Annotated in this window: 21 protein-coding genes; 11 read left to right on the forward strand and 10 right to left on the reverse strand. The window is 39.1% G+C overall.

Annotation, left to right across the window (positions count from 1 at the left end; all coding sequences use genetic code 11):
- Positions 1 to 7: 7 nt before the first annotated feature.
- Positions 8 to 3,289 carry a carbamoyl-phosphate synthase large subunit gene (gene carB / locus H6731_02695; protein ID USN51332.1) on the forward strand — a complete coding sequence of 1,094 codons (3,282 nt, stop codon included), beginning with the start codon at positions 8 to 10 and terminating at the stop codon, positions 3,287 to 3,289.
- Positions 3,282 to 4,064, forward strand: a complete 783-nt coding sequence (locus tag H6731_02700; protein ID USN51333.1) for a class I SAM-dependent methyltransferase — start codon at positions 3,282 to 3,284, stop codon at positions 4,062 to 4,064. Before carB ends, H6731_02700 begins: the two co-directional genes overlap by 8 nt.
- 54 nt (positions 4,065 to 4,118) lie before the next feature.
- On the opposite strand, the gene H6731_02705 is transcribed toward H6731_02700, so the two are convergent.
- Positions 4,119 to 6,080 carry a hypothetical protein gene (locus H6731_02705; GenBank protein ID USN51334.1) on the reverse strand — a complete coding sequence of 654 codons (1,962 nt, stop codon included), beginning with the start codon at positions 6,078 to 6,080 and terminating at the stop codon, positions 4,119 to 4,121.
- A 546-nt stretch (positions 6,081 to 6,626) separates the two neighbouring features.
- Here H6731_02705 and H6731_02710 point away from each other — a divergent pair.
- Positions 6,627 to 8,321 (forward strand): dual specificity protein phosphatase family protein, encoded by a 1,695-nt coding sequence (locus tag H6731_02710; GenBank protein ID USN51335.1) that lies wholly within the window; start codon positions 6,627 to 6,629, stop codon positions 8,319 to 8,321.
- Between the two features lie 119 nt (positions 8,322 to 8,440).
- Here H6731_02710 and H6731_02715 read toward each other — a convergent pair whose 3' ends face one another.
- Positions 8,441 to 9,289: an acyltransferase family protein gene (locus tag H6731_02715; protein ID USN51336.1), complete on the reverse strand. Its 849-nt coding sequence runs from the start codon at positions 9,287 to 9,289 to the stop codon at positions 8,441 to 8,443.
- 146 nt (positions 9,290 to 9,435) lie between these two features.
- Between H6731_02715 and H6731_02720 the strand changes: the two genes are divergently transcribed.
- Together H6731_02720 and alr are read left to right on the forward strand one after the other, a co-directional pair.
- Complete coding sequence (locus tag H6731_02720; protein ID USN51337.1) at positions 9,436 to 10,395, forward strand: hypothetical protein; 960 nt, start codon at positions 9,436 to 9,438, stop codon at positions 10,393 to 10,395.
- Between the two features lie 29 nt (positions 10,396 to 10,424).
- Positions 10,425 to 11,558 carry an alanine racemase gene (alr, locus tag H6731_02725; protein ID USN51338.1) on the forward strand — a complete coding sequence of 378 codons (1,134 nt, stop codon included), beginning with the start codon at positions 10,425 to 10,427 and terminating at the stop codon, positions 11,556 to 11,558.
- A 265-nt stretch (positions 11,559 to 11,823) separates the two neighbouring features.
- Here the strand turns inward: alr and H6731_02730 are convergent, their stop codons facing one another.
- Positions 11,824 to 12,096: a hypothetical protein gene (locus H6731_02730; GenBank protein USN51339.1), complete on the reverse strand. Its 273-nt coding sequence runs from the start codon at positions 12,094 to 12,096 to the stop codon at positions 11,824 to 11,826.
- Positions 12,097 to 12,186: 90 nt separating this feature from the next.
- Entirely contained in the window at positions 12,187 to 12,642 is a 456-nt protein-coding gene (locus H6731_02735; GenBank protein USN51340.1) for a hypothetical protein, read from the reverse strand.
- 274 nt (positions 12,643 to 12,916) lie between these two features.
- Between H6731_02735 and H6731_02740 the strand changes: the two genes are divergently transcribed.
- The 3 genes from H6731_02740 to H6731_02750 all read left to right on the forward strand — a co-directional run bounded on the left by H6731_02740 (position 12,917) and on the right by H6731_02750 (position 16,902).
- Positions 12,917 to 13,069, forward strand: coding sequence for a hypothetical protein (locus H6731_02740; protein ID USN51341.1), 153 nt, complete (start codon positions 12,917 to 12,919; stop codon positions 13,067 to 13,069).
- Positions 13,062 to 14,444: an FAD-binding oxidoreductase gene (locus H6731_02745; GenBank protein ID USN51342.1), complete on the forward strand. Its 1,383-nt coding sequence runs from the start codon at positions 13,062 to 13,064 to the stop codon at positions 14,442 to 14,444. Before H6731_02740 ends, H6731_02745 begins: the two co-directional genes overlap by 8 nt.
- A gap of 175 nt (positions 14,445 to 14,619) precedes the next feature.
- Positions 14,620 to 16,902 carry a DNA translocase FtsK 4TM domain-containing protein gene (locus H6731_02750; protein USN51343.1) on the forward strand — a complete coding sequence of 761 codons (2,283 nt, stop codon included), beginning with the start codon at positions 14,620 to 14,622 and terminating at the stop codon, positions 16,900 to 16,902.
- 97 nt (positions 16,903 to 16,999) lie between these two features.
- On the opposite strand, the gene H6731_02755 is transcribed toward H6731_02750, so the two are convergent.
- Positions 17,000 to 17,686 (reverse strand): hypothetical protein, encoded by a 687-nt coding sequence (locus H6731_02755; protein USN51344.1) that lies wholly within the window; start codon positions 17,684 to 17,686, stop codon positions 17,000 to 17,002.
- Between the two features lie 653 nt (positions 17,687 to 18,339).
- Here H6731_02755 and H6731_02760 point away from each other — a divergent pair.
- Positions 18,340 to 19,374, forward strand: a complete 1,035-nt coding sequence (locus tag H6731_02760; protein USN51345.1) for an asparaginase — start codon at positions 18,340 to 18,342, stop codon at positions 19,372 to 19,374.
- Here H6731_02760 and H6731_02765 read toward each other — a convergent pair.
- The 5 genes from H6731_02765 to H6731_02785 all read right to left on the reverse strand — a co-directional run bounded on the left by H6731_02765 (position 19,360) and on the right by H6731_02785 (position 24,230).
- Entirely contained in the window at positions 19,360 to 20,253 is an 894-nt protein-coding gene (locus tag H6731_02765; protein ID USN51346.1) for an FHA domain-containing protein, read from the reverse strand. The genes H6731_02760 and H6731_02765 overlap by 15 nt on opposite strands.
- A gap of 13 nt (positions 20,254 to 20,266) precedes the next feature.
- Entirely contained in the window at positions 20,267 to 21,400 is a 1,134-nt protein-coding gene (locus H6731_02770) for a tetratricopeptide repeat protein (protein USN51347.1), read from the reverse strand.
- Positions 21,401 to 21,416: 16 nt separating this feature from the next.
- The gene (locus tag H6731_02775) at positions 21,417 to 22,004 is read right to left on the reverse strand and encodes a glycerol-3-phosphate acyltransferase (GenBank protein USN51348.1); all 588 of its coding nucleotides are present in this window, start codon (positions 22,002 to 22,004) and stop codon (positions 21,417 to 21,419) included.
- A gap of 80 nt (positions 22,005 to 22,084) precedes the next feature.
- A complete protein-coding gene (locus H6731_02780) occupies positions 22,085 to 22,735 on the reverse strand; it encodes a hypothetical protein (protein USN51349.1) in 651 nt (216 codons plus the stop codon).
- Positions 22,736 to 22,955: 220 nt separating this feature from the next.
- Positions 22,956 to 24,230: an HlyC/CorC family transporter gene (locus tag H6731_02785; GenBank protein ID USN51350.1), complete on the reverse strand. Its 1,275-nt coding sequence runs from the start codon at positions 24,228 to 24,230 to the stop codon at positions 22,956 to 22,958.
- A 317-nt stretch (positions 24,231 to 24,547) separates the two neighbouring features.
- On the opposite strand from H6731_02785, the gene rpsB reads away from it, so the two are divergent.
- Together rpsB and H6731_02795 are read left to right on the forward strand one after the other, a co-directional pair.
- Entirely contained in the window at positions 24,548 to 25,450 is a 903-nt protein-coding gene (gene rpsB / locus H6731_02790; GenBank protein ID USN51351.1) for a 30S ribosomal protein S2, read from the forward strand.
- 106 nt (positions 25,451 to 25,556) lie between these two features.
- Complete coding sequence (locus H6731_02795) at positions 25,557 to 26,495, forward strand: elongation factor Ts (protein USN51352.1); 939 nt, start codon at positions 25,557 to 25,559, stop codon at positions 26,493 to 26,495.
- Positions 26,496 to 26,564 lie beyond the last annotated feature (69 nt).

Consider the following 26,564-nt stretch of genomic DNA (forward strand, 5'->3'; position numbering starts at 1 on the left):
ACGAAAAATGCCCAGACGAACTGATATTCACAACATCTGTATTATTGGCTCAGGACCAGTTGTAATCGGACAAGCAGCTGAATTTGATTATTCTGGCACTCAGGCCATAAAGGCTTTGAAAGAAGAAGGCTTTCGCGTAATTCTGATCAATTCTAACCCTGCATCAATAATGACCAACAGCAACATAGCTGATCGAACCTACATTGAACCTCTCACCTTAGAGTATGTAACAAAAATTTTAGAGAAGGAACGTCCCTGCGCTCTTCTTCCAACAGTAGGCGGACAAACAGCTTTAAATCTTGCTGTAGAACTGCATAATGCCGGTGTATTAAAGCGTCTTAATATTGAACTGATCGGGGCAGATATCAATGCCATTGAAAAGGCTGAGAACCGAGATCTTTTTAAAAAAGTCATGGCTGATGCTGGACTACCAACACTGCGTTCCACTGTCTGTCACAGTGAGCAGGAAGCCAAACACTTTTTGGCTGAGTTTGGCCTGCCAATCATAATTCGCCCAAGCTTTACCTTGGGAGGTACAGGCGGCGGTATCGCCTATACCGAAAATCAATTTAGTGATCTGGTTAAAAATGGTCTAGAGCTCAGCCCTAACCATCAAGTCTTGATTGAAGAAAGTGTGATCGGATTTAAAGAGTATGAGTTTGAAGTCATTCGCGATGAAGCAGACAACGCAGTGATCGTTTGTTCTATAGAAAATTTCGACCCTATGGGAGTGCATACGGGAGACTCTATCACTGTGGCTCCCGCTCAAACTTTGAGCGATCCTGAATACCAAATTTTAAGAAATGCGAGCCTGAAAGTTTTACGAGCTATCGGTGTAAAAACCGGTGGTAGCAACGTGCAATTCGCGGTCAACCCAAAAAATGGCCGTTTTGCTGTTATTGAAATGAACCCTCGGGTATCGCGCAGTTCAGCACTTGCCTCTAAAGCGACAGGCTATCCCATAGCCAAGGTTGCAGCTAAACTTGCAGTCGGGTTTCACCTTGATGAAATTATTAATGACATCACGCAAAAAACAACAGCTGCATTTGAGCCAGCACTGGATTACGTTGTCACAAAAATTCCCAAATTTGCTTTTGAAAAATTTCAAGCGCAGGAGCCCCATCTTACTACCCAAATGCGTTCGGTGGGAGAAGTTATGGCTATTGGGCGTACTTTTAAAGAAAGTTTGCACAAAGCGATGGCTTCTTTAGAAGAAAGTTTCAACGGCTTTGATCTCTCCACTATTAAAAATGAAGTTATCGATACCAACTGCTTTAAAAAATTTGTCGGAACAGCGACCCCTCGACGTTTATGGCGAGTCGCAGCAGCTTTTCATAATGGCTATCAAGTCGATGAGGTTGCTCAAGCGAGCGGTATTGATCCATGGTTTTTGCAGCAAATCTATGAAATAGTTCTGCAAGAACAAAAGCTCATAAATGCCTCGCTCAGTGTGCTGAGCGCTAAAGATTTTTACGAACTGAAAAGTACAGGCTTTCTTGATGCACGAATAGCTCAACTGCTAGGAGAAAATGAGCATGATGTTCGTAGAGCTCGACTTAAGCTGGGAGTTGCTCCTATCTACAAACGAGTTGATACCTGTGCAGGTGAATTTCAGGCTCACACTCCCTATCTCTACTCGACCTACGAAGATGATTATTTCTCTTTAAGTAATGGAAAACTCGTTAAAAAATCTGCGTGCGAAGCCAATGTCACTAATCTTCGAAAAGTCGTCGTCATTGGCTCTGGACCTATACGCATTGGCCAAGGTATTGAGTTTGATTGTTGTTCTACCGAAAGCATCCTTGCATTAAAGAAACTTGGCATCGAAGCTATCATGATCAATTCCAACCCAGAAACTTTGAGCACCGATTTTGACATCGCCGATCGCTTATATTTTGAACCTATTACTTTTGAACACATCGCTAATGTTTTAAATATTGAAAAGCCATTGGGGGTTATTGTACAGCTTGGTGGTCAAACTCCTCTTTCTTTGGCACGTTCGTTAAGCGATGCTGGCTTTCCCATCTTAGGAACTTCACCTAACAATATCGATCGAGCTGAAGATCGTGAACGTTCAAGCCAACTTTTTAGCGACCTGGGCTTTAATCAGCCTGCATCTGTCACAGCTATGGACTTAGAAAAGGCTCTGATAGGCGGAAACAATCTTGGCTATCCATTGATGGTGCGCCCGAGTTATGTCTTGGGTGGGCGCGCCATGGAGAGAGTTTATAGCGAAGAAGAGCTTAGCACTTATATTGAAAAAGCTTTTAAGGCAGCTCCCAATAGACCTGTGCTTATCGACCGATTTTTAGACGGTGCAATCGAGCTTGACGTTGATGCCTTAAGTGATGGTGATTCAGTCTATATCGCTGGAATTTTACAGCACATTGAAGAGGCTGGTATACATTCAGGTGATTCGGCAGCGGTACTTCCCCCTTACGATCTAGGACCCAATCTGGTTGATGAAATCAGCACCATTACGCGCCGTTTATGTAGAGAGTTACAGATAAAAGGCCTTATTAATATTCAATTTGCTATTAAAAACAACGCTTGCTTCATTATAGAGGCTAACCCCCGTGCCTCACGTACGGTTCCTTTCATCAGCAAGGCCACCAATATTCCTCTCGCAGCCTTAGCAACGAGAATTATGTGCGGCGAAAGCATGCCAACACACCTTAAAAATCAGGATTTCCGAAATTTTATGCCTTCGGGTATAACTGCTATCAAAGCACCTGTAATGCCCTTTTCAAAATTCCCAGCAGCTGACCCCCTATTAGGCCCAGAAATGCGTTCCACAGGTGAAGTCATGTCCATGGCCCAATGTTTTTCCTGGGCTTTTATCAAAGGATTGCTTTCTGCAGGTACCAGACTCCCCTCCAAGGGAGTTCTCTTTGTATCGGTGGCAGATCGAGATAAGGAAGCTCTTTTGCCTGCTTTTAAACAGATGTACACCGCCGGATTTTCATTTGTCGCTACTGCTGGAACTCATTGGTTTTTAAAAGCTCATGATATTGAATCACGAAGGATAAACAAAGTGCGTGAAGGCAGTCCTCATGTCTTAGATTTGCTTGAAAGCAATGAAATTGATCTTATGTTCAATACTATTTTGGGCTCCACCAGTGTTCACGATAGCCATCTTTTTAGAAAGGCTGCGTTGAAAAAAAACATACCCTATTTCACTTCTGTTTCTGCAGCAAAAGCACTTGCGCATGCACTGGTTACTCCTTCTGATGATACAATTTACAAGGTTGTTTCTATGCAAGATCATCATGGGAGTCGTTATGAATGAAGCACTCAGCCCTTATGTTCGTTTGATCGGAAAGATCGCCAACACCAGACATCCTGGCGGTCTTAAAGCGAGTGAATCATTACTCAATAAAACGGATATCAATAAAAAATGGCGTATTTTAGATTTGGGTTGTGGAGCGGGTCATACAAGCGCTCATATTGCCAAAAAATATGGCTGTTATGTCAATGGAGTTGATATTTCAACTGACGCGCTCCATCATGCATCACAGCTTTATAAAAATGAACCCTATTTCAAGCAGATGCAATTTGAACAAGGAGATATCAAACATTTATCTTTTTCCGATGGATATTTTAATGCCGTGGTGTGCGAATCAGTGTTGTTATTCCTAGAGGAAAAAGAGGCTGCTATAGCCGAAATGATACGCGTTCTAAAACCTGGCGGCTTTTTACTACTCAATGAACTTTGCCTAGGTGACAGTTCTCAAGATGAGTTGCGCAGCTACTTAGCACGCCCAGAGTTTGCTGGCCATCTGTGCTCAACACATTTTCTCGAAGAAATAATTTTGAAACATGGGCTTTGCATTAAAATCAACGAACAAAATCCACTCAATATTTTAGAGCAACTGAAGGCTGATATTTTACAATTTGGCAACATGAAAGGCGTCTATCAACTATTAGAATTAGCGCATCAAATATTTACCAATAGGGAAAGCAGAATCGATATATTAAGGCTCATTAAATTTTTTCTCGATATGCCCTCTGGAATCAGCAAGCTTATCAACTTGAGAATATTGGCTCAAAAATCGCATTTGTAAGCAGAAAAAAGCCGCACATTATGCGCGGCTAATTTTTTTTTATCTTTTATGTCTTTAGAAATTTTCTTCTGTACTTACACAATTTTCGGTACAGACCTCAACACCACTTTCATTAATCTGCCCACAAGGGAAAAATGGCTGAGTATTACTGCATTGAACATCATAAGGTGACATAGGAGTTCCCAAACCAGTCATCGTGCAAACTCCGATCGAGCATATGTCATTTTCAGGCTGACACACCGATCCGGCCAATGATTCATATATGCAAATAGCTTCTTTATTCTGATAAGGATGAGTCATAACCGTAAACTCATCAGTAGGAACATAGCTGCTAGAATTTTCTATACAAGAATCAGCGGTACAAGGGTTGGAATCTTTACATCCTCCCTCATTTACCGGAATCAAGGCACTGTTTTGCTCAAAACAGTATATTCCTTCATCATCAACACATTTACCAAGCGTACAGAGATTTTCATCTACTTCACAATCACCAAAGTTTGGTTTCTCTTCAAGTTGACTATAGTCACACAGCCCACTTGGCTCGAGACAAATTCCATCTATGGTACATGGATTCTCATCAATACATGGGTTTTGCTGACCGAGACAAACAGATGAGCTGCATGTATCGTTGAGTGTACACGCCGCACCATCGTCACAGCTTTGGTTTTCACAGTCTGAGTCTTCACAGTCGATGGCCCCATCGCCATCGTTGTCAATGCCGTCAGCGCAATCAGACTCCACAAATAAACATCCCTCTGTACAGCTCGTGCCTAAGGGTAACATCGGAACATCATTTAACTTATCCGGATCTTCATCTAGAGCTTTCTCACTTATACTTTTAGCATAGAGAACATCACATTCCTCATAACGCTGATTAACTGCAATACCTACGAGACCAGATGGCGCAGGCTGAGGGCCGAGTGCTAAAAATGAAACCTCTCCAGATGTACGATCAATAACTCCTACATAATTTTCATCCAATGCAGCTGAGCTATTGTTAGCACTGCTATTTAGAGGCGGTGATGCGTTTCTTATCGCAACATAGGTTATATCGGAGAAGTTATCGTTATCCATTGCATCAATTTGTGGATATTCATCGAGAAAAGGCGGAAAGCTTAAAGCGCTTATCATACTCGCTGCCCCTGTTCCCTTGTTGAGTGACGACAAGTTGGTGTTGCCAGCAAGAAAGAGCGTATCATTAGGAAATGGGGCACTTGCAATACCATTACCTGACTCTGACGTACCCGTTGCTCCAACTGCAAAAAATTCGCCGGTTTCAGGATTGATAATACCCAGAGTGTCTGCCCCCGAATAATTATCAAACATGGCATAAAGACGACCCTGAGAATCAAAGTCAATATCTGTAATAGCACCTGTACCTATCATTTCGACACCGGTTTCACCAACGATAGAAGCGAGCCCTGTACGACAATCTATGGTCATTAATGCGCTTTTGCTATTGGAAGATTGAATTCCTACACCATATAAAACACCATTTGGACTAAAATCTATTGCCATTACATCGTGCACCCCGGAACCACCATCACTGATTGTAGCAATATAAAAACCTACTCCAGTATTTTTATCAAAAAAGTAAAGTCCAGTATTACCTAAAGGAGGTGTTGCTCCAACATCGTAGTAAGTGATCGCAGTTCCATAAAGATCATAAATGCATTCGCGGGTACTACGCTCATATACTTCTTGCTCGCCATTACCGCATTGCCCATTGGGTTGTGCAAAAGCTGCCTTAAAATTGGATGTACTTCTACTACTTGATTTAGAACTACTTCCATTTCCGCTCGAGCCTGTACCTGTACCAGGTTCAGAATTAGAATCATTGTTAGCGCCGTCACCATCATCAGGAGAGTTTGGTTCATTGATATCTTTATTATCGATAACATCCGCCGAGTCGTTTTTTTGGGCTTTCTGCACAGAAGATTTGGAGTCTTTACAAGACTGAGTTAAGCAAAGAAAAAGGGTAAAGATACAAAATAAAGTTGGCCTAAACACTAGCATTATTCCCCCATAAGCAGCCATTAAAATAAAGCACTCTATACACACTATCAAAAAGCTCTTAATTAACTAAATTTTAAACACTAAAACACATAGCAATAAGAGACTGTAAAAAAAGTCTTTTAGGAGAATAGGTACCCAAAATAACGTTGAGAATTGAAAGTATGACATAAGATTTTTTCGAGAGGAAATACCATGTCACACTTGTATGAAACCTGTTTATCAGATGCAGCCTGGATGACAGAAAGAAGATAAGAGCCTGGTCTCAGGCCGTTAAATCAATTTGCAGAAAATCTAAATTCCTTAGCGTACGTTTTCGTACCATTGGACTTCAGCCCCCTAAACTGATTACCAATTTTTTGAGCTCGAAGAAAAAAAGCAGGCAACACAATGTAAAAAAATAAATAAAACAATCGAATAACAATACAACAATAATCACCACAGTAAAACTTATTTATTTATACGTACGCCTCCCGTCCGCATTAATAATTGACAATCTATCTAAACTGTGATACAAGAAACCACTATTAATAACACAAGGTAATAAATATGAAATTTTTTATAGTATACATCTTATTGCAAACATCTTTATTTGCCACAAACACTGAAAGCAAGCAAGGAAACAATGGACACCAAAGACCTTCTGAAGAAGAGAATGACAGTGAACCGGCAACAAAAAAAAGAAAAATTAACAAAGATTTAGATGAAGAAAATAAGTTATTATCTGATAATGAAAAATGTTTAATGATTAAAAATTTTATTGATAATATTTTAAAACCAGAAGTACAAATTAATGATTTTATGATAAATGTTAACAATACAATAAACAGCGTTTTAGATGTTAAAAACTATTTAGAAGATGAAAAAAATTCTAATGAAATAATCACTTCAATACTAACAAAGTATCCTGAAATAATAGAAATAATCAATAAAAAAGATGAAAATCTGTGTAATAACTTCAAAAAAGGAGTTATCAATTTTATTGATTACAACATTGAAAGCATTAATGATTTTATTTTAAACCTTAGAGAAAGAAAAACAGATATAAATTTAAATTTATTTATAGAAGATTTAAAAACATATAAAGATTCATTAGATGAAACAATATATTTTATTGAAGATTTTATAGATGAGGATCAAGGTATAAACTCCGTTGATTACTTAATGATTGAAGAATTAAACACTTTTGATCTTGAAAGTTATTTCCAAGAAAAAAATAAAATTTCATCGCAAGGTATAAAATTTTTAGAGTTAATTTTAGGATCCAAATATCCAATAAATAATTTTTGCGCCAATAAGGTAGTAAATTTTATAGTAAAAAATTATAATTCAATAATAAAACATTTAAATGAAAAAGATATTAACATATCTTTTATGAATTTTATTTATAAAAATATTGAAAATATTAAATACTGCATATCATCTATAAAAAACACAAATAATGATTTATATTTAAAACTTATTAATCTTGATCAAAACATTATGATTCCTATTGAATTTTATAATCTTTCTCAAATAGATGACTTTAATAAGTCATCAAAAAAATTAAATTCCTATCAAGAAGGTAAAGATCGTTATGAAGATATTCTTACATTTATGAATAATTTTAAATACAAGTTAGATAATAATAGATATATAAATGCAAGCGTTATTAATTTTGATGATTTTTCTCATAAATTTATTCAGTCTCAAGCACCTCTTTTGGGTACAATTGATGATCAATGGCAAATGATTTGGGAGTCTGATTCAAAAACTACGATTATGCTTACAAATTTTATGGAGAGCAGAAGAGTTAAAGCCATTTGTTATTGGCCTAAAGATTGTGATGATTATTTAGCTGGAGATATTACTGTTTCTTTTATGAAAAAAGAAGATCTTATGAATGGTTCCTTGATAAAGTATACAATAATTATGAAGAAAAACAATAAAGAAAAAGAACATATTATATTGCACTATATTAAATGGCCTGATCACGGAGTAGTGGATGCACTTGAATTTTTAGAAATCATAAAAACTGTAAAAAGTATTAATGAAGATAATGATAATTTAATAGTTCATTGCAGCGCTGGAGTGGGTAGAGCTGGAACATTCATTTCAGCTTATAGTATAATATATGGTTCTGATAATGAAACAAATGTTTATGAGCGAGTAAAACAATTAAAAAATCAAAGAATATTTTCAGTTCAAACTGAAGAACAGTATAAATTAGTTAATGATGTAGTTAAATTAAATAACAATAATTAATTTAACCTGAATATCGCTTAAGGAACCCTGATCGAAAAAGCCGTTCATTCCATATGGTTAGCTTTCCGAGCAAAGGAAGGCAGCCATGGAAGAACAGCTGGTAACGCCACTGAAACAGGCTAAAAAAATATGTGTTTTCTTTTTTCTAATCCATTTTTAATCATCTGCTGAACGGTATCTTTTACACTTTTTACCATCACAGCAATATCATCGTCATCTTCAGTACCATCCCCATTAAAATATATTGGCTCACCAATGTAGATACGGTATTTAACCGGTAATGGCAGCGGTACAAGTTGAGGAAATATGATAGGCAGCGCAGGTATACCCAAAGTTTTAGCCAATGGTGCTAAGTTTGCGACAGCAGGAGCTTGCTCTTCTGCTCCTATCAAAGCTACTGGAACCACTGGTGCCTTAGCAGCTAAAGCAATACGCATAAAACCTGTACCAAAACTTGTGAGCTGATAACGCTCCGAAAATAATTTAGAGATTCCTTTGACACCTTCAGGAAAAACAATAACCCCTTCTTCGTTTTCTAGGAGGGTTTTGCAGGTAGAAGGACTTCCCACCACCTGTCCTAAACGAGGAAGCAAAGTAGAAACAAAAGGAATCTCGGATGTCCACCTTTCAACCATTCCCCGTAAAAGTCTCGGCTCTTTTGCTTCTAATAAAAAAGCTGCAGCAATCATCGCACCATCGAAAGGTAGTTGACCCGAGTGGTTAGCGATCACCATCATGCGACCTTTGGGAATATGTTGGGCTCCAAAAGTTTCTACACGAAAATAATGGTGATAAAACCAGCATAAAATTGGCACAACCGCACGTAAAGTTCGCGCATCGAGTCCAAACTGATCGACTCCAAACTCATTTGTCTGTCGTGCAGCAATCTGTTCTACACGCTTCTTGGTATCGTCATCAATAAAATTATTAGCGTATTCCTCAATGAGGTCGATAAAAGAAGTTGCCATAAGATCACCACTCTTTCGGATAATGGGCCATCCTAGCTGTTAGTATTTTAAAAAAGAACCAAAGCAAAGAACGGCTTGTTAAATTTTAATTCACCGTCTTGATTAAGGTAGAATACTTTGGTCTTTAACTATTTTGGGTGAAAAAATTGTCACGATTAAAGAGAATTACCTGGCTCAACGTTCCGCATCTGGTAATAGCTCATGCCAATGAAGGTAGGAGTTTATTTACAGAGCAAAGTGACTATTGTTTTTACTTGGATGTACTCCGACAGATGACACGAGATCGTCTGCTTAAAGTTTATGCTTTCGCCTTGCTCGAAAAAGAGTTGAGATTGGTAATTGAACCTAACCGCCTCATACTGCCTCGCATTATGCAGCGGCTTCATGCTCGTTACAGTGCCTATATGAATCGCAAATTTCAAAGCATAGGCCACTTATTCCGAGGAAGGTTTCAATCGCTCATATTTGATCCTCATGACCTTTCAGATGTAGTGAGGGGAGTTCACCTATGGCCCGTCCGCCAAGGCATTCTTCGTAGAGCTGAACTTTATCCTTACAGTTCCCATGCTGCTTACATGGGAATGCTCCAACACAACATCGATTTTGTCTCAACTAAGTTGGTGCTTGAAAGTTTTGGCAATGACATTGAATCGAGCCGCAGGGCCTTTAGTCGCTTCGTAGAGCAAAAAGCTTTGGAGGCAGATAGTTATGGCGTAAAGATAATCAGTCCAGGAGTTGGCTCAAGCCAAAAAAACCCGAGCCATTTTTTACATAAAGCCACAGGCTCTGCCCATCCGGCCAAAAAATCTTCGGTAAAAACTTTGGCTCAACGTACAAGTTTGCTTCTGAGCATCTCTTTGGAAAACCTACAAAGCCCCTCCAGACGACAGGATCTGGTGATGGCACGAAGGCTTCTTGCTACAGCCGCAGTGATTGGAGCCCAAAGAAGCGTGAGTGAAGTCGCACAATTTTTACAGCGCGATAAAGCTCAAATAAGCCGTCTCGTAAGCCAGGGCATGGATTTACTAGAAAATAATGAACCTTTTTCGCTTATGTTTGAGGCCCTGAAAGCCAGGGGGGCTATTCAAGACTTTTATTCTCAATAGACTTGAGTTTATTTTCTATGGGAATGATTATGTATCGCTCGATAGCCCTAATCAACCGACAGGCTTTGCTTAAGAATTTGGCATTTATTGAAGAGTTAACAATGCTTCAACCAATGATCGTCATGGTCAAAGCCAATGCTTATGGTCATGGACTTTTGCAGATAGCCTCGATTCTTAATGATCGGCCAGGTATAGCTTTTGGTGTAGCAGCACTCAAAGAGGCACGAAGCTTACGCGCACATGGAATCAAGAATCAAATTTTTTTGTTCGATGGGGGCGCATTTGTTGGAAAAAGCAAAGATATTTTTCGATATAAAATCACCCCAGTAATTTCATCGATACGAGCCTTGAGGGATATCACAGAATTTGCCACCCATAGAAAACAAAAAATTTCTGTGCACCTCAAATTTGATACTGGCTTCATAAGAAATGGTTTCGATTACCAAAAACTCCTAATGCACGGTTATGACGAAGAGTTTAAAAAACTAAAAAATCATGCTCATATTGAAATAGAAGGAGTTGCGACACATTTTTGCATGGCCGATGATCTTAACTCAGATTTTACCGACGTACAGATAAAGAGATTTGAGCAATGCTTGGATTATCTTTTGGACAACAATATTTCTTTCAACTATGTTCATTTTGCTAACAGTGCAACATTGCTCAGAAAAATTAATTTGTCCGAACGATTTGCTCATCTTCAGCTCCTTAATCGCCCTGGCTTACTGCTTTATGGCTACAGCCCTTTTGACAATAAAAGTGAACTTATTCCAGTAATGAGCATCAAATCGCAGATTATCGCCATAAAAGAAATTCCACCTCAGACGTGCATTGGTTATGGACATACTTATCATGCACCGACAAAACGAAGAGTGGCTATTCTTGCTATTGGTTATGGTGATGGCATTTCGCGTCGTCTGAGTAATCAGGCAAAAGTGCTCATCAAAGGACAAGAGGCCCCAATCATTGGCACAATATCCATGGACTCGTGCGCCGTCGATATAAGTGACATTCCTGAAGCTCAGGAAGGAGAGATGGCAACACTGATTGGAAACGAAGACAATAAATGCATCAAAGCCTCTGATTGGGCCCTCATCTGCAACACAATTGTATGGGAAATACTCACTTCCATAACAGCGCGCCTAGATAGGATAGTGATTTAGATCGAATTTTCAGGCTATCAAAGTCTATAACTGATGCCGCACACATTTGTCGGCTCCTCGCAGATAAATATCGGAATATATTACCCTTGAGGCGCCTTTTTCAGTCTAAATTTCTAGCGAAAATCAAACTAAGAGCTCGTATCTAAAAATTTCCATTTAAGAGTATTTTTCGTTGATTTGGTGTTCGGCTACTCATATATACCTAAACACAGCGTTCATACGCACGACATTTCATAGAAATATACTCGGATTTCTTAAATACTTTCTAAGGAACTAGATAACGTTTACATTCAGCATTTTGACTTGCAATACCATCTTGTTTTGCAATACTTAGCTTTCTATTGCATATTCTTAGTGCCCTTTGACATGCAATATTCATTGTTGCGCCCTGACCTACACCTTCTACCCCTGGAACTGTAGTGCCGTCTGGCTCTTTACCGATATAGGCACAATATTTGGTTGCGGACGCACTTAGCGAGCTGAAAGTTATTACCAACACACCCATAACTGCAAGAATTTTTTGAGAGTTTTTAATCATATCTCCCCCCTTTTAGCCAATTTGTTTGCTTAGGAGGGAAATCTGTTCACTCAAAAAATTGTGATTTTTTTTAGATATGAATGCTGCTATTTAAAGAGAAATATTATCTACATCGATGAGCCAACGATGCTTGTCGGCCTGATACAAAAAAATTATTTTGTTGCTATCAAAAGGTTTATGTTCAGAAAGCTCGATGCCAGTAAGGTGGATTTTTACACGTGCTCGTTTCTTGGTCGAGTCAAGCTCAATATTTTCTACTTTCATTGACTGCAGATCTACATTCTCTGGAACAAAACCAATCGTTTTAACAATAAAATTATTAACAGTTGCTAAGTCAGTATTTTCATCGACAAAATCTTTTAGTCCACTCATATTTTTAAATTTAATATCTTCAAAAAATCGCAATGCTTGTTTCCTAATAAGTACCTGTTCACCTCCGATAGGAAGACCAAAGGTCGGCACAGCACCTCCACTTAAGTGGGCATAGCTGACGTAGCCTATTACAGCTAAAAGAATTAGAAAAATCAAAGCGAGAAACTTTTTCATAAGTTCACCATCACCATAAGATCAAAACTATTTCTACCAATAAAAACCTTTTATGACTATGTGCACAAGAGTAAATATTTGGCTTGTTTACTCACTCTGTTCTCAATAAGAGTGTTGCTTGGATCCAAAAAACAAAATATGTCCTTTAATTTTCACTGACGAGTCTATCAAGCATTATCGCATTGGGTTTGGCTTTTTTACTCAGGCAAAATACCATGGCATATATTTTAATAAGCTTTATTTATCTAATGAAACCAATTTCTAAGGATTTCAGATGGCAATAAACATACGAAGACATAGTTTAAGTGAAAACAAAAGAGAGAGAAATTTAGCTATCGGTCGCATTGCAGTACGAGCCATAATTTCTGCTTTTACACTTTCGCTCATCATTGGAATGATAATATTTTTTCGAGCGCACCATGGCTGATAAACAAGCATTTTTTGAATTTCTAAAAACAAAAATCAGCAAAAATCGAATCCTGCTTGGCAAAGATGAAAAGTTTTACGCGCAGTGTGATCAATCAACTAACGTTTCCCCATCTCTTCCTTTAGCTGTTATCAAAGCAATCACTATCGATGAACTTATATGGGTCACCAAAGCATGCATTAATCATTGCATTCCCTTGGTGATACGCGGCGCTGGTACGGGCAAGTCGGGCGGAGCTATTGCTACACCACAAAGTGTCATTATTGATATTACAAAACTCAATCGCATCATTGAAATTGATAGAAAAAATCTTACTGCTGAAGTGGAGCCAGGTGTGATATTGGGAGATTTTCAAACAGCAGTTAAAGCTCATGGCTTATTTTACCCTCCTGATCCAGCATCGTGGACTATGTGCACTATTGGCGGCAATGTGGCAGAAAATGCATCAGGCCCTTCTACGCTTAAATACGGCAGCACCAGAGATTATCTTTTGGGAGGACAAGCCATTTTAGGAACTGGAGAAGTCATCAATTTCGGTAAACGTTGTCCTAAGGGTGTAAGTGGCTATGACATCGCATCACTTTTATGCGGTAGCGAGGGAACTTTAGCTGTGTTCACCAAATTTACTCTGCGCCTTTTGCCCCTTCCCAAAGATGAAAGCGCCGCACTTTTTTTATTTGAAAAAGACAGCACAGCCCTCAAGGCAGTGACGCGCGTACTGCACTGTGGACACTTACCAAAAACACTCGAATATATCGATAAGAATTGCATATCTGCCCTTAAGCACCAAGGACACTTCAAACATCTTGGTGATAATTGCGCAGCCCTCTTGATCGAGTGCGATGCATCTTACCTGGGTGGCGCTCAAAAACAGCTTGAAATGATTCAAAACGATCTGGAAGATCTAACGCTTCGCTCTGAATATGCGCACAGCAAAGAAGAACACGAACACCTGAGAAAAATTCGCTCAAGCCTAAGCCAAGCGTGTTCTTCATGGTTGGGCAAAAAATTATCAGAGGATATGGCTATACCCTTATGCTCGATGGAGGAATTTAGCTATTGGTTTAAAGCTCAAGAGCAAAAACCTCATCTTCTGTGTGCTTTGTTTGGTCATGCCGGAGATGGCAATCTCCATGTGCAAATTATGTATAATAATGAAAAATACAGCCATACTGCGCAAGATTTACGTCACAGAGTGTTACTAAAAGTACTTTCTTTAGGTGGTACATTGAGCGCAGAACACGGCATTGGTCTGCAAAAAAAATCTTATCTTCACCTTGAGCACTCCCAAGCTCTCATCGATATCCAAAAAGGCATAAAAAAAACTTTTGATCCTCATAATGTATTAAATCCTGGAAAAATCTTTGATATGTGAGGAAAATTTTTGTTCGCGAATCGGGCTGGTATTATAAAAATACGGCCATCTTGATGTTGCTTCACACCTTTTGTGTATTAACTTCAAATAAAATTTATGTGGCTGCTAACTTAGGTAAATTATGGCAAAAGTATTCACTATTTATTCAAACAAAATAAACTCACTATGGCGACTCATGAAAAAATTTTTAAAGGGCGAGCAAGAAACAAACGCCGCACAGAAAAAAATAATCATAAAGGAGCTTTGTGGAATCATAAGTTTTGCTCTTTCGTTTATGCTCTTTCTATCAATCGCTACTTATAGTTCAGCGGACAATCTACCAGGTTTAAATGAACATCAGCTTAACAATTGGCTTGGCCCAGTGGGGGCTAAAATATCTGCTGTATTAGTAAACTATGTGGGAATACTCTCAGTTATTCTTCCACTTACTCTCCTGCTTTTTTCCATTAAATTCATTTTTGATAACCCAAGCATACTAAATGCTTACCGCGCTACCGGCATTACTTTTATTTTGTTAGGAATAGCCCCTATTCTTTCATTTTTTTCTCCAGCTTTGGGTGGGCGTTTAGGAATTAGAATTAGTGCTTTTTTTATGAGTCATCTCTTTAAAGGTGGGCTCTTTGTCGTAGCTCTAAGTACTATTTTTGCAGGTGTTGTTTTAATTGTTGATAGGCCCCTCATTGCTAAAGGCTTCTATCGCATCAGTGCGTATATTCGTCTATTGTTTCAAAGGTTCAAAGAAAAACGAAAGGAGAAAGCCACTCACGTTGTGGTTAAATATGAATCATTATCCAATATTGAACGTGCGCAGCCAAGGCTTGAGCAAAGTCACCAAGATAAAGAATCTTTTATTTCTGAGCCTGAACAAGCAGCAACAGAAAGCTCAACAGAAATAGCACCTATTATGGTGAAAAGCCCTACCTTTGATAGCGATATCCACATTATTGAACGAGATCGAAAAAAAGATATCTCAGCCATTAAGCGAGCAGAGAAAGATAATAAAAAAAAAGATGTTGTCTTTAGTCTCCCTCCATTAAAGCTCTTGAATTACGATGCACCGACACCTCATACTGTCGCACCCGATCATTTTAAAAAAGAGGCCGAACGCTTACAACGCGCTTTTTTACAATTTGGCATTGAAGGAAAAATACGAGAAATAAGACCAGGCCCTGTAGTCACTAACTATGAATTTGTTCCTGCGCCGGGCATAAAATTGTCGCGCATTGCTGCTCTTTCTGACGACATTGCTATGGCTATGTCAGCTGTACATGTTCGTATTGTCACCCCTATTCCAGGAAAGGGCGCCGTTGGGATTGAAGTACCCAATGACAATAGAGAGACGGTATTTTTAAAAGAAATTGTCGCCAATGATATTTATCGCTCGCAGCCTGGCAAACTTTGCATGGCCATCGGAAAAAATGTTGAGGGCGATCCATATTTCATGAATCTTGCTGACATGCCCCATGTTTTGATAGCGGGTACAACTGGCTCTGGTAAATCCGTAAGCGTCAACGCTATGATTTGCTCCATTCTTTACCGAGCAACTCCTGCCGAAGTACGCTTTTTGATGATCGATCCTAAAATGCTTGAGCTCTCAATCTACAACGGCATTCCTCATCTTTTACTGCCACCTATCATCGAAGCAAAAAAAGCTGCCAACGCGCTGAAATGGGCCGTAAAGGAAATGGATCAACGCTATGAGTTAATGAAAGAAGCAGCAGTGCGTGATATCAGCACCTACAACGAAAAAATAAAAACTATTGGTTCTGACCACTTAAAAGAACCCAATGGAAGAAAGCACGAGCAGATTCCCTATCTTGTTATAGTAGTTGACGAATATGCTGACCTACTTGCTGTAGCAGGTAAGGAAGTAGAAGGCTACATCATGCGCCTTGCACAAAAAGCGCGTGCAGCAGGAATCCACGTTATGTTAGCCACCCAGCGGCCGAGTGTTGATGTGATCACAGGGGTCATCAAAGCCAACTTTCCAGTCAGAATGGGGTTTCGCTTGGCATCGAGCCATGATTCAAAAACTATTATCAATAAAACTGGTGCAGAAAAATTATTGGGCAAAGGTGATGTTTTAATTATTCCTCCAGGAACCAGCGATGTTACCCGTGTTCACGGCGCTTTTATTTCAGAAAAAGAACTGGTGCGAGTTGTAGATTTCCTCAAATCTCAACATCCTTGCGAATACAACGAAGAAATCGCCAACTTTGAAGAAAACTCTTCAGAAAATATGGGAGATAGCATTGACAACAGCGAGGCTGATGAAAAATTAAATGACGCTATCGCAATCGTACGAGAATACCAAAAATGCTCCACAAGCTTTTTGCAAAGACATCTTTGCGTAGGCTACAACCGGGCAGCTCGCATCGTTGAGCACATGGAAAAAGCCGGTCTGGTGGGACCGGTTCTTAATGCGAAAGGCGAACGAGAAATTTTTTTGGATCAATAAAAAACACAACCGAGCTTTCATGAGCGCCCTTCTATCAGTTTTTCAGTATGATCCAACTGCTCCACAAAAGTACGGAGGGCGTATTAAAAAGACTTATTTATTGATCAAATTGCACCAAAAACCCGTAAATTCCTCGGCTTTGAAAAATGCCCTTTGCAGGAACTTTCGATTCTACATAGTTGGTCCCCACCTTGAGTCCCTCATCTCCCCAGCGGACAGTCAAGGAATGCAAGTTATCTGAAATAAATGCCTTGCCTTTTTTATCTGAGAATCTCAGTCCAAAATCTTCTAAGGGAATACTGAGCTGCAAAACTACATCGCCTTTTTTAGGGTTTAGGTAGCCGCTATCATAAAAAGTAAACTCGACAAAATAATCTTTATCAACGTATTCACCAGTTGCTTCATCATAGTATTTTTTAGATCTCGGTTTTTCTGTAATGAGCCACGATAGCTTGCGTTTGCCATCACTAATGCTCTCTTCTGCTTCAACTTGGGTTTCGACTGGCAATTTTTTATTGCTCAACAATTCCTCTGACCACCGTTGAAAAGTTCCTATCTGCTCAGAATAGGTCCGATAGATTTCATAATAGCTACCTGCTGAGGAACCTAGATGATGGCTTAAATGAAAGCGAATTTTTGTTTCCGGAAGCCTTTCACTTTGATAGAGCCTACCCGACCAAGATGTAGATTTCAAAGCATCAGTGATGGGAGATAAGGCGCTTCCTGCAGAAGTTGGCACGGACACTATTAAAATCAAAGCAAATTTAACCAACAAATTAAACATTTAAAATCTCTTGCAATTCAAATATAAATAATAAAAATAAAAATACCGTAAATTACATAACAGATAAAATAAAAATATCACGAAATTAAAAACACCAAATAACCAAATTTAAGCAAAAAGAATTTTCTCACCAATCGATTACTACTAAATCTCTTTGCTGATTCCTGATCAGGGCGTGCTTTGCCTGCTTCATCTGGTTAAAACTACTCGCGTAGTTACACATCATGTTGGCTAGACGAATGAGGTTGGTTCATATTATTAAGTTAGCCAAAGTATTAACATTGTGTTTATGCGCGGTTGGATTGTTGGTGAGCAGCTCCAACCGCTGATCCTGAGGAAGGTGAGACAACAAGCGAAGCCGAAATGTAAGAGGGAGTTAATTTATTTTTCTTTCGGAGTCGGAAAGAGTGTTTCTCAATTATAGGATAAAAGCACCCCAGTGATGTTGGGGTGTGTTTTTTTGTGGATTATAATGGTCTCATAAACCAATAGTTAAAAGTATTGAACTTCTACCTGTTTTTCTCATAATTCTAAGTCAGTAATTCAAAAACATAATTTCTTTAATTTTTAAATTCTCGTCAAAACATCACTTACATTATTGCTAAATTAGATTTAAAAAATAAAAGTCGTTATCAAAGAGGCATTTTCATAAAATGAATAATAACAATACATTAGAGACAGCCCCTGTACTTTTTTCTTTAAACCGAGGGGTTTCGCACCATCACCACCCCATCATGGAATGCAGTCACAGAGGATTGATTTCTGTTCAAGATGCAGATGGCACATCGCTTCTTCAGGTGGGTGAGACTGAAGCGAGAACGCACATGCGCTCGTGCGCCAAACCTTTTCAACTCATTCCAGTTATTGAGGAGGGCATTTTAGAAAAATTAAGTTTAAGAGATATCGCTCTTTTTATCAGCTCTCACAGTGGTGAGACCTATCACACTCAACGGCTCGCAGAAATTTTGCGCCTCAACGGACTTAATGAAAGTGATTTGCGCTGTGGCATTCATGCTCCCTATCACCTTTCTACTCAGCTTGATCTTTTGCTTCATCATCAAAAACCAACTGCTTTGCATAATAATTGTTCTGGAAAACACACCGCTATGCTTTTATTGTGCAAAAAACTCAAAGCCGACCCTGCATATGAAAGGCTCGACCATGAAATTCAAAAAAGAATTCTAGATGTTGTCAGCACTATTGCAGACTATGATCAAGATAAGATTGAAAGCGGCATTGACGGCTGCTCTTTGCCTTCGTTTTGTTTGCCGCTTTCTCGCATCGCTTTAATGTATGCTCGCTTAGGACACTGCGATGCAGATATGAAACATGCGCAGTCTTTAGTACAAATTTGGAGTGGTGCCGTCAGCTACCCTGAATATGTGGCAGGACACGAGCGCTTTGATACTGTTCTAATGAAAGCAGCCCAAGGAACAATTTTTTCAAAGACAGGCGCTGACGGTATGCAAGCAATCTCTATCCAGACGAGCAAACGCTTTCCCAAAGGCGCAGGCATCGCTATAAAAATTATTGACGGGGATCACAAGCAAAATATCCGCCCGCTCGTCGTAAAAGAAATTCTCTCCCGATTGGGAATATGGCCTCACGATCCAAAGCTAGAAACTTTCATGCCTGAGCTACATAATTTTCGTGGCATTCGAACAGGCTCTGTCCTATGTCATTTTTAACCACAACCACGATAAACCGCATGAAAATATAATAAAGAGTACAAAAAATAAATAATCGAGCCCCTTCAAAACAGTGGACCTACGAGCATAATATTCTTCCTTGGTAGCACTATCCTCTGGCTCTATTATTTGTGTAGCCTTCTCATCCTGTTTTGTTTCCTGCGTAGAATGCTTTAAAAGAAGCTCCTTGACACGCTTTTGATCTTCGCGTTCAAAAAAACATAGTTGGGTTTCACCAATAGAAATTAGATCGCCATGATAAAGAAGAGTTGAATCTTTTATAAGCTCATCATTCACAATCAGCTGAGCATTATTGATCACAATGACTCTGGTGCCATTAATATCTCTGGCAAATGAAAGATGCTCTTTTTTAATTGCTTCATCATCTACAACAAAATCCAAATGCGAAGCTCTTCCTAAAATAAATGAGGATGATTCGCTGTTGAAAAAATATTTTTTTTGATGTGTGATATCAAATAAAAAAGAAACTTCCTCTTTCATGGAAAAGTCTTCAAAAAGCTCTCCCATTAATTTGCGCGCAACCAAAGTAGTTTTATCTGTCCTTGGGGGTTTATGATCGTTGAAAAGCTCGATAGTTACACCAGGTATTTTGACAATTTGCGAAGTTGACAAAACATAATTTTTACCAGGCTCAAGCTTTTCATCATCTAGCCAGGTACCATGTGTAGATCCTTCGTCCACAATGAAATATGTGCCATTTTCAAATTTCACAACAAAATGGCGACGGCTTACCTCTCGCTGCAACAACACCACTGTACAGCTTTGGCTTCTCCCTACACTAATAACCAAATCATCGAGCACATATTCTTCACGAGAATTATTTTTTTTGTCAGATTTTACTATGAGTTTGATTGCCATAAGGGAAGTTCCACTAGCGCCGAGTAAGCGTCACTATTTCTTGGCACACCCGCTGCTGTTTGACATTTATTGGAGTTTTTTCACACAACAAATATTCCTGACAATGTTGAAGGGCTTTGTCTGCATCCAAAAGTGCGGCATAATAATTACCCAGCCTAAAGTGAGCTCCACATAATTTTGGATTTTTAGCCAATGCTCTTTCACACTCCGCTTTGGCCTCACTTTTTAATCCTCTTTCGAATAAGGCTGCACAAAATGCTTCGTGCGCATCAGCGCTCCCCTGTTCGTCTTTTAGATTTTCACGAAATTTTTGATAGCCTCTTTCTGCCAGCGCATTCTTTTCAAAAGCTGCAGCAATACCATGACGACAAGCTGAATTATTTGGAGCATGGGAAAGGCACAAAAAATAATGCGAAAATGCTTGATCAAAATAGCCTTGCTCGGTTTTTACCTGCGCCATACCTTCGTGACACCCATCGTTTTCCTGGTTAAGCACAAGGCACTCGGCAAATGCCTTTTGAGCTTTGTTTAAAAGTATTTTGGCTTTATCAGAAAATTCACTAAGGTCATAACGATTCAATTCAATAAGCCCCAAATCTCGGTAGGCATGCTCATATTCTGGCTCAATCACCAATAATTTTTTTATCTGGTCTTCAGCTTGCACTAAGTGTTTGAGACTTTCTTTTATTTTTCCCTGAGCACGCATTCGCTCAGCTAAACGAAAGTGGCTTAAGCCACAGTTGTAGCGAGCATCGGTATTGGATGGATCAACTTCAAGAGCTCTATCGAAATATTTGAGACCCTCATTAAATTCTCCATGAGAAAAATAAATGGTTCCAATGTTATTTCGTGCTTCTGAGTAATCATTATCTTGCCTAAGAGCCTGGGTAAAAAATTTTATCGCTTTGCTTTCATCAGCTTTGCTCAAAGCTATTAAACCAATAGCATTTAAACACTCTGGCATTGATGAATCGTATTCTAAACACAGTTCACAGTGCACCTGAGCGCGTTCATAGTCTTGAATGTTGATACTTTCTATACAAGCCCTTTGTTGTAATAAAGCATTTTCATTGGGCCTATGGCGCCTAAAACACGAAAAAGCTAGAAAACAAAAAAGCACCATAATGCATAAAGCTTTTTTGTTCATATGCTGACCTCTACATTCAGGGTTTAATAAAAATAAAAGATCGATGGCGCCATAACACAACAACGCCCATGACTAAAACACCTATAAAGACCAAGTTGTTCACTGACCAAATAGAAAAAGCGCATACTGTTGCTAAAACTGCATAAAAACTTGCTCTTTCAACTCGCGCACCAAGGAGCACTGACATTAAAAAAACTATTAACCCCAAAACAACAATGGGCCAACTTACAAACACCATTGCTCCAGCGCTGGTTGAAGCTCCTCTTCCACCACTCATCATGAGCCAAACTGAAAAACAGTGACCAAGCACCGCAAATAGACCAATAATAGCAATAATTTCTACAGGTACCATCAGCGAAAAAGCTATGGCACAAGGTATAAAACCCTTTAAAAAATCCAACACAAAAACTGCAATTCCTGTTTTTTTCGACCACGTGCGCCATATTGTCGATGCGCTATGAACAAAATCTTTTTTTAAACGCGCATCGCTCTTATGAATAAATCGGGCAACTAAATATGAAGTAGGCGTAGCTGCTAAAGCGTATGCAAAAAAATAAAACAAAAGATGTTCTGCCCGAATTATTTCGTAGAAAAATGCGCTCATAAAATCTCCTTTTTTTAAAGAAGATAGCGCATTTTAAAAGCTGCAATAATTTTTTAGCGAGCTTCAAAATTATTTTTGGATCATTTAAATAAATGCACCATGTTTTGAGCCAATACCTGCAAGGTTGCGGCTGGAATAAAAAAGCACAGGTAAAGCGCAGAAAAAATACTCATCCCCTTCATAAATCCTGTCATCTTATATTGTTTAAAAAGTGCACGGGATAGATTTAAGACCACCAAAGTCACAGCCAGCAAAGGCCCAATAAAAGGAATCGCGTAAAATATCATGGAGCACAAAGCAACAGAAGCACACTCCATCGTATGAAAAAAATCGATTTTTATCTCGGGAAGACGAACCAAAAGCCTAAGAAAAATGAAAAGAGCCCCCCCAAAAATATGAGGTGCCATATAAGCGATAACGGGAGACAAAACCGCCAGCAAAAATGAGTAAGAACGCTGCAATTTTAACATTTCTATAAAGGAATCTTTATCAAGACCTAAGGCAGCCAGTGCTGAATGATACATCTCTACCCGGTCTAGAAAGTCGTGTTCTACAGCAAGAGAAATGGCGTAGTTAATGAGACCTCCCAGCCCTAGACCCAAAAAAACTCCTAAAAATGCTAAAGCAAAAATTCTTTTAGCCGGAAGCAATAAGAATCGCTCCTCCAAAAAACGTCGAGAAGAAAAAAATACTAAACGCGCATCACTTAAAAAACTTTTTTTTTCTGGCACAAGCTCACCTGTAATCTCATGGTGCGGACTTAGCATAAAAATAAAAAACTGGCCAATAACACCAGAGTTTTTGCCTAAAGCTGCTTTAAAAATAGTTAAAAAGCCATTTGGTGGGTTTTTGCACTTAAAAATTAGTTATTTCATTTGACATGCTTTCCCAGACCAAGCAAAAAGCATTGCTTAATTATTTTCATTAAAGTCCTAAAGCAAAGACTTCTGATCACTCGTCTATTTTTTGCTCAGATGCTCGACTGATATCAATTTTCACTACACGTTTTTCTTCAACTTCAATAACCCTAAAAATCCATTCTTGTTCTCTAACAAGCGAATTTTTTTTAGGAATTTTCCCAAAATAATCAATTATAAATCCACCCAAAGTTTCATATGCATCGTGTGTGGGCAAGTGAATGCCGCTTAGTTTTGCCAAATCAGAAATACTTACTCTGCCATCGGCAACATAATGATCTTTATTTATTTTAATGACTGCGGCTTTTTCTTCTTGATCATATTCATCACGAATCTCGCCAACAATTTCCTCTAATATATCTTCTAGGCTCACAATCCCTGCAGTGCCGCCATATTCATCAACCACAATAGCCAAATGCACTTTGAGCTTTTGAAATTCTCTCAATACTGCATTGAGCTTCATTGTTTCAGGAACAAAAAGTGGTTTTCTCAGGTAATTTTTTAAATTAAAATCAGCCCCGTGACTTAGCTGAAATCTAATGAGATCCTTGACGTAAAAAATACCAACAACGTGATCGATGTCGTCTGCGTATACTGGCCATCTTGTGTAGCCATGCTCTGCTACTTCGCGCAGAATATCTACTAATTCGGAATCGACTTTGAGCGAACAAAGCTCAATGCGCGGCACCATTATTTCCCGTGCCGTTGTATCGCGAAAAGAAATCACACTTTGCAAAAGCTTTCCTTGTTCTTGCTTGAACACACCTTCTTGATGGGAAAGCTTTATGAGATACTCAATATCTTCCTCTGTGGCCAAGGGACCATTTCTTTTGGTGTTTCCCCCTAAAGCCTGCACTAACAAAACAGCAAAGTGAGTCAGTAACCACACGGCGGGAAAAAGCAAGAAATATACCGGATACATGAAATAAACAATCCATTTGACGATGCTACGGGCATTGTGCCGAGCAAAGGTTTTAGGAGTTATTTCACCAAAAATTACTAAGGCAAGCGTAACAAAGGTTGTGGCGATGGTAATGACATGATCTTGAAATAATTCTTGAGCATAAAGTGTTGCTACTACTGCGATCAAAGTATTTACAATGTTACTGCCAACCAAAATTGTAGTGAGAATTCTATTGCTTCGCTCCATCCACAGTACGAATGGCTTGATAAATATCTGCTTCTCATCAATTAATTTCTTAATATAGGTCTCTGGCACCGATGTCAGTGCGGTTTCTGCCGCAGAAAATATAGCCGCTAAAACCAGACACAACAACAGTATTATCCAGTAGGACAGATCTCCTTCCATATAAAATATGGCCCCCTATAAAATTCTCAATTATAATATTATTAAACAACAATAAATTAAATAAATTTTTATATTTTTTTAAATTTATTATTTATTATCAGTCTGATAGCTTGCATACCACAAGGCCATAACTCTTTCACCCACACAAAAATTCAAGCTCGTTGCAGTTTATGTTTTTCACTGCTATAGCAAGCTCATAACACACACACTCAGGCCTCTTTGGGTGCCCCTGTAGAGGGGGTCTAAGAGATTTCAATGCCGTAAATGAGTGTGAAGGAATAACCCTAAACAAGCTTACGAGCTTAAATGAGGAATTAATGTCTAATAAAATTGGTATGAGAGAAATGCTTGAGGCCGGAGCACACTTTGGTCACTCCACACAAAGATGGAACCCAAAAATGGCACCATATATTTTTGGCCCAAGAAATGGCATTCATATCATCGATCTGCAAAAAACTGTTGGCCTTTTTAGAAATGCTTACGAATTTATGCGAGGGACCGTTTCAAAGGGCGGAAAGATTCTCTTTGTCGGTACCAAGAAGCAAGCTCAGGAAGTTATTAAAGACGCAGCCCTCGCTTCCAACCAGTACTACGTTAATTATCGCTGGTTGGGTGGCATGTTGACAAACTTTAAAACCATCAAACAATCGATCGAACGTCTTAGAAAACTAAGTGAGATGTCCACTGACGGAACTTTTGAAAAGTTACCCAAAAAAGAAGTGGTCAAACTTTCTCGCGAACTAGAAAAATTAGAAAGAAACCTTGATGGGATTAAGGATATGACAAAGGCTCCACGAGCAATCGTTATTATTGATCCTAAAAAAGAACACATTGCAGTAAGTGAAGCTCGCCTTCTTAAAATTCCAGTCATTGCAATGCTCGATACCAACTGTGATCCTGATGTCGTAGACTATCCAGTTCCAGCCAATGACGATTCCATTCGTTCTGTTGGTCTTTTTGTGTCTAAACTTGCGGATGCTTGCAAAGAGGGCGATATCGCTCACCAAGCTGACCTTGCTGAAAGACGACAAAAAACTGCTGACAAAGAAGGTGGAGCAGCTCAACATGATAAAAAAGAACCACGCAAGAAATCTGGTCCTAAAGTTCATGTTGTCGCTAAAAAAGCTGAATCCGAGACATCAGCCCAAGAAGCCACTGAGCCAGCAGCAGCTGTAGAAGAATCCCAAAGCGAAGAAGCTGGTGAAGATCAAGCATCTTAAGTTTGTTAACAACTTTGTTTTCACATTTTTAAAAAGCTGCCTAAAAATTCTAAAGATTATCAGACTTGGATTTTTGGGCAGCTTTACGACTACATAAGGAAAAAAAATGACACAAATCAGTGCATCAATGGTGAAAGAATTACGAGAAAAAACTGGCGCAGGTATGATGGATTGCAAAAATGCCCTCTCAGATGCTGGTGATATGGAAGGAGCCATCAAGATTCTCAGAGAAAAAGGACTTGCACGAGCTGCTAAAAAAACTTCCCGCATCGCAGCAGAAGGACTCATTGGCATACTCGTTTCTGGGCATAAAGCCTCTATAGCAGAACTCAATTGCGAAACTGATTTCGTTGCTCGAAACGACGATTTTAAAAACGTGCTTGATACTATAAGTAAAACTGCTCAAGATTTTGATATACAATCGTGTGCAGATTGCACAGAGATCGATGGAAGCCTCTTGGCATCTTACAAGACTGCAAACGGGGCAACAGTGGAAGAACTTATCACCGATAAGGTCGCCACCATTGGTGAAAAAATTGCCCTACGACGTTTTGCTGTTTTGTCGGGTGGAGATCTCTATGGATCTTACATTCATGGAGCAGGTTCTATCGGGGTATTAGTGGAGTGCAAGCTTGATGATCCTCAAGGAGCACAGAAAGAAGAAGTCCAAACAGCCGCTCGTGATATCGCTATGCATATTGCTGCATCTAACCCAGCTTTTATAAGCGAAAAAGACATTCCAGACTCCTGGATAGCGAGCGAAAAAGAAATTTTTAAAGCACAAGTTCTTGCTTCTGGAAAACCAGAGAACATGGTGGATAAGATCGTTGATGGAAAAATGGCCAAGCACAAAAAGGATTTCTGCCTGCTTGACCAAGCTTTCGTCAAAAATCCTGATTTAAGCATTCAAGGAATGCTTGATGCATTGGCTAAATCGAGCGGTACTCGTTTAAGTGTTTCGTGCATGGTGCGTTTCAAGGTTGGCGAAGGAATTGAGAAAAAAGAAGATAATCTTGCAGAAGAAGTAAAAAAGATGACCGCTTAATTATTAAATATTCTTGATAGTTCGCGTGTTAAAAAGGGTGCCAGCTTTATGCTGGCATTTTTTAAAGGC

This window comes from Myxococcales bacterium (assembly GCA_023898405.1).
Classification (GTDB): Bacteria; Myxococcota; UBA727; order UBA727; family JABDBI01.

Excerpts from the sequence above, each read along its gene's own strand:
- alr (USN51338.1), top strand. The coding sequence starts at position 10,425 with ATGTATCGCTCGATAGCCCTAATCAACCGACAGGCTTTGCTTAAGAAT.
- H6731_02755 (USN51344.1), bottom strand. The coding sequence starts at position 17,686 with ATGTTTAATTTGTTGGTTAAATTTGCTTTGATTTTAATAGTGTCCGTG.
- H6731_02700 (USN51333.1), top strand. The coding sequence starts at position 3,282 with ATGAATGAAGCACTCAGCCCTTATGTTCGTTTGATCGGAAAGATCGCC.
- H6731_02745 (USN51342.1), top strand. The coding sequence starts at position 13,062 with ATGGCTGATAAACAAGCATTTTTTGAATTTCTAAAAACAAAAATCAGC.
- H6731_02775 (USN51348.1), bottom strand. The coding sequence starts at position 22,004 with ATGAGCGCATTTTTCTACGAAATAATTCGGGCAGAACATCTTTTGTTT.
- H6731_02760 (USN51345.1), top strand. The coding sequence starts at position 18,340 with ATGAATAATAACAATACATTAGAGACAGCCCCTGTACTTTTTTCTTTA.
- H6731_02750 (USN51343.1), top strand. The coding sequence starts at position 14,620 with ATGAAAAAATTTTTAAAGGGCGAGCAAGAAACAAACGCCGCACAGAAA.
- H6731_02785 (USN51350.1), bottom strand. The coding sequence starts at position 24,230 with ATGGAAGGAGATCTGTCCTACTGGATAATACTGTTGTTGTGTCTGGTT.
- rpsB (USN51351.1), top strand. The coding sequence starts at position 24,548 with ATGTCTAATAAAATTGGTATGAGAGAAATGCTTGAGGCCGGAGCACAC.
- H6731_02715 (USN51336.1), bottom strand. The coding sequence starts at position 9,289 with ATGGCAACTTCTTTTATCGACCTCATTGAGGAATACGCTAATAATTTT.
- H6731_02765 (USN51346.1), bottom strand. The coding sequence starts at position 20,253 with ATGGCAATCAAACTCATAGTAAAATCTGACAAAAAAAATAATTCTCGT.
- carB (USN51332.1), top strand. The coding sequence starts at position 8 with ATGCCCAGACGAACTGATATTCACAACATCTGTATTATTGGCTCAGGA.
- H6731_02770 (USN51347.1), bottom strand. The coding sequence starts at position 21,400 with ATGAACAAAAAAGCTTTATGCATTATGGTGCTTTTTTGTTTTCTAGCT.
- H6731_02795 (USN51352.1), top strand. The coding sequence starts at position 25,557 with ATGACACAAATCAGTGCATCAATGGTGAAAGAATTACGAGAAAAAACT.
- H6731_02710 (USN51335.1), top strand. The coding sequence starts at position 6,627 with ATGAAATTTTTTATAGTATACATCTTATTGCAAACATCTTTATTTGCC.
- H6731_02740 (USN51341.1), top strand. The coding sequence starts at position 12,917 with ATGGCAATAAACATACGAAGACATAGTTTAAGTGAAAACAAAAGAGAG.
- H6731_02705 (USN51334.1), bottom strand. The coding sequence starts at position 6,080 with ATGCTAGTGTTTAGGCCAACTTTATTTTGTATCTTTACCCTTTTTCTT.
- H6731_02730 (USN51339.1), bottom strand. The coding sequence starts at position 12,096 with ATGATTAAAAACTCTCAAAAAATTCTTGCAGTTATGGGTGTGTTGGTA.
- H6731_02735 (USN51340.1), bottom strand. The coding sequence starts at position 12,642 with ATGAAAAAGTTTCTCGCTTTGATTTTTCTAATTCTTTTAGCTGTAATA.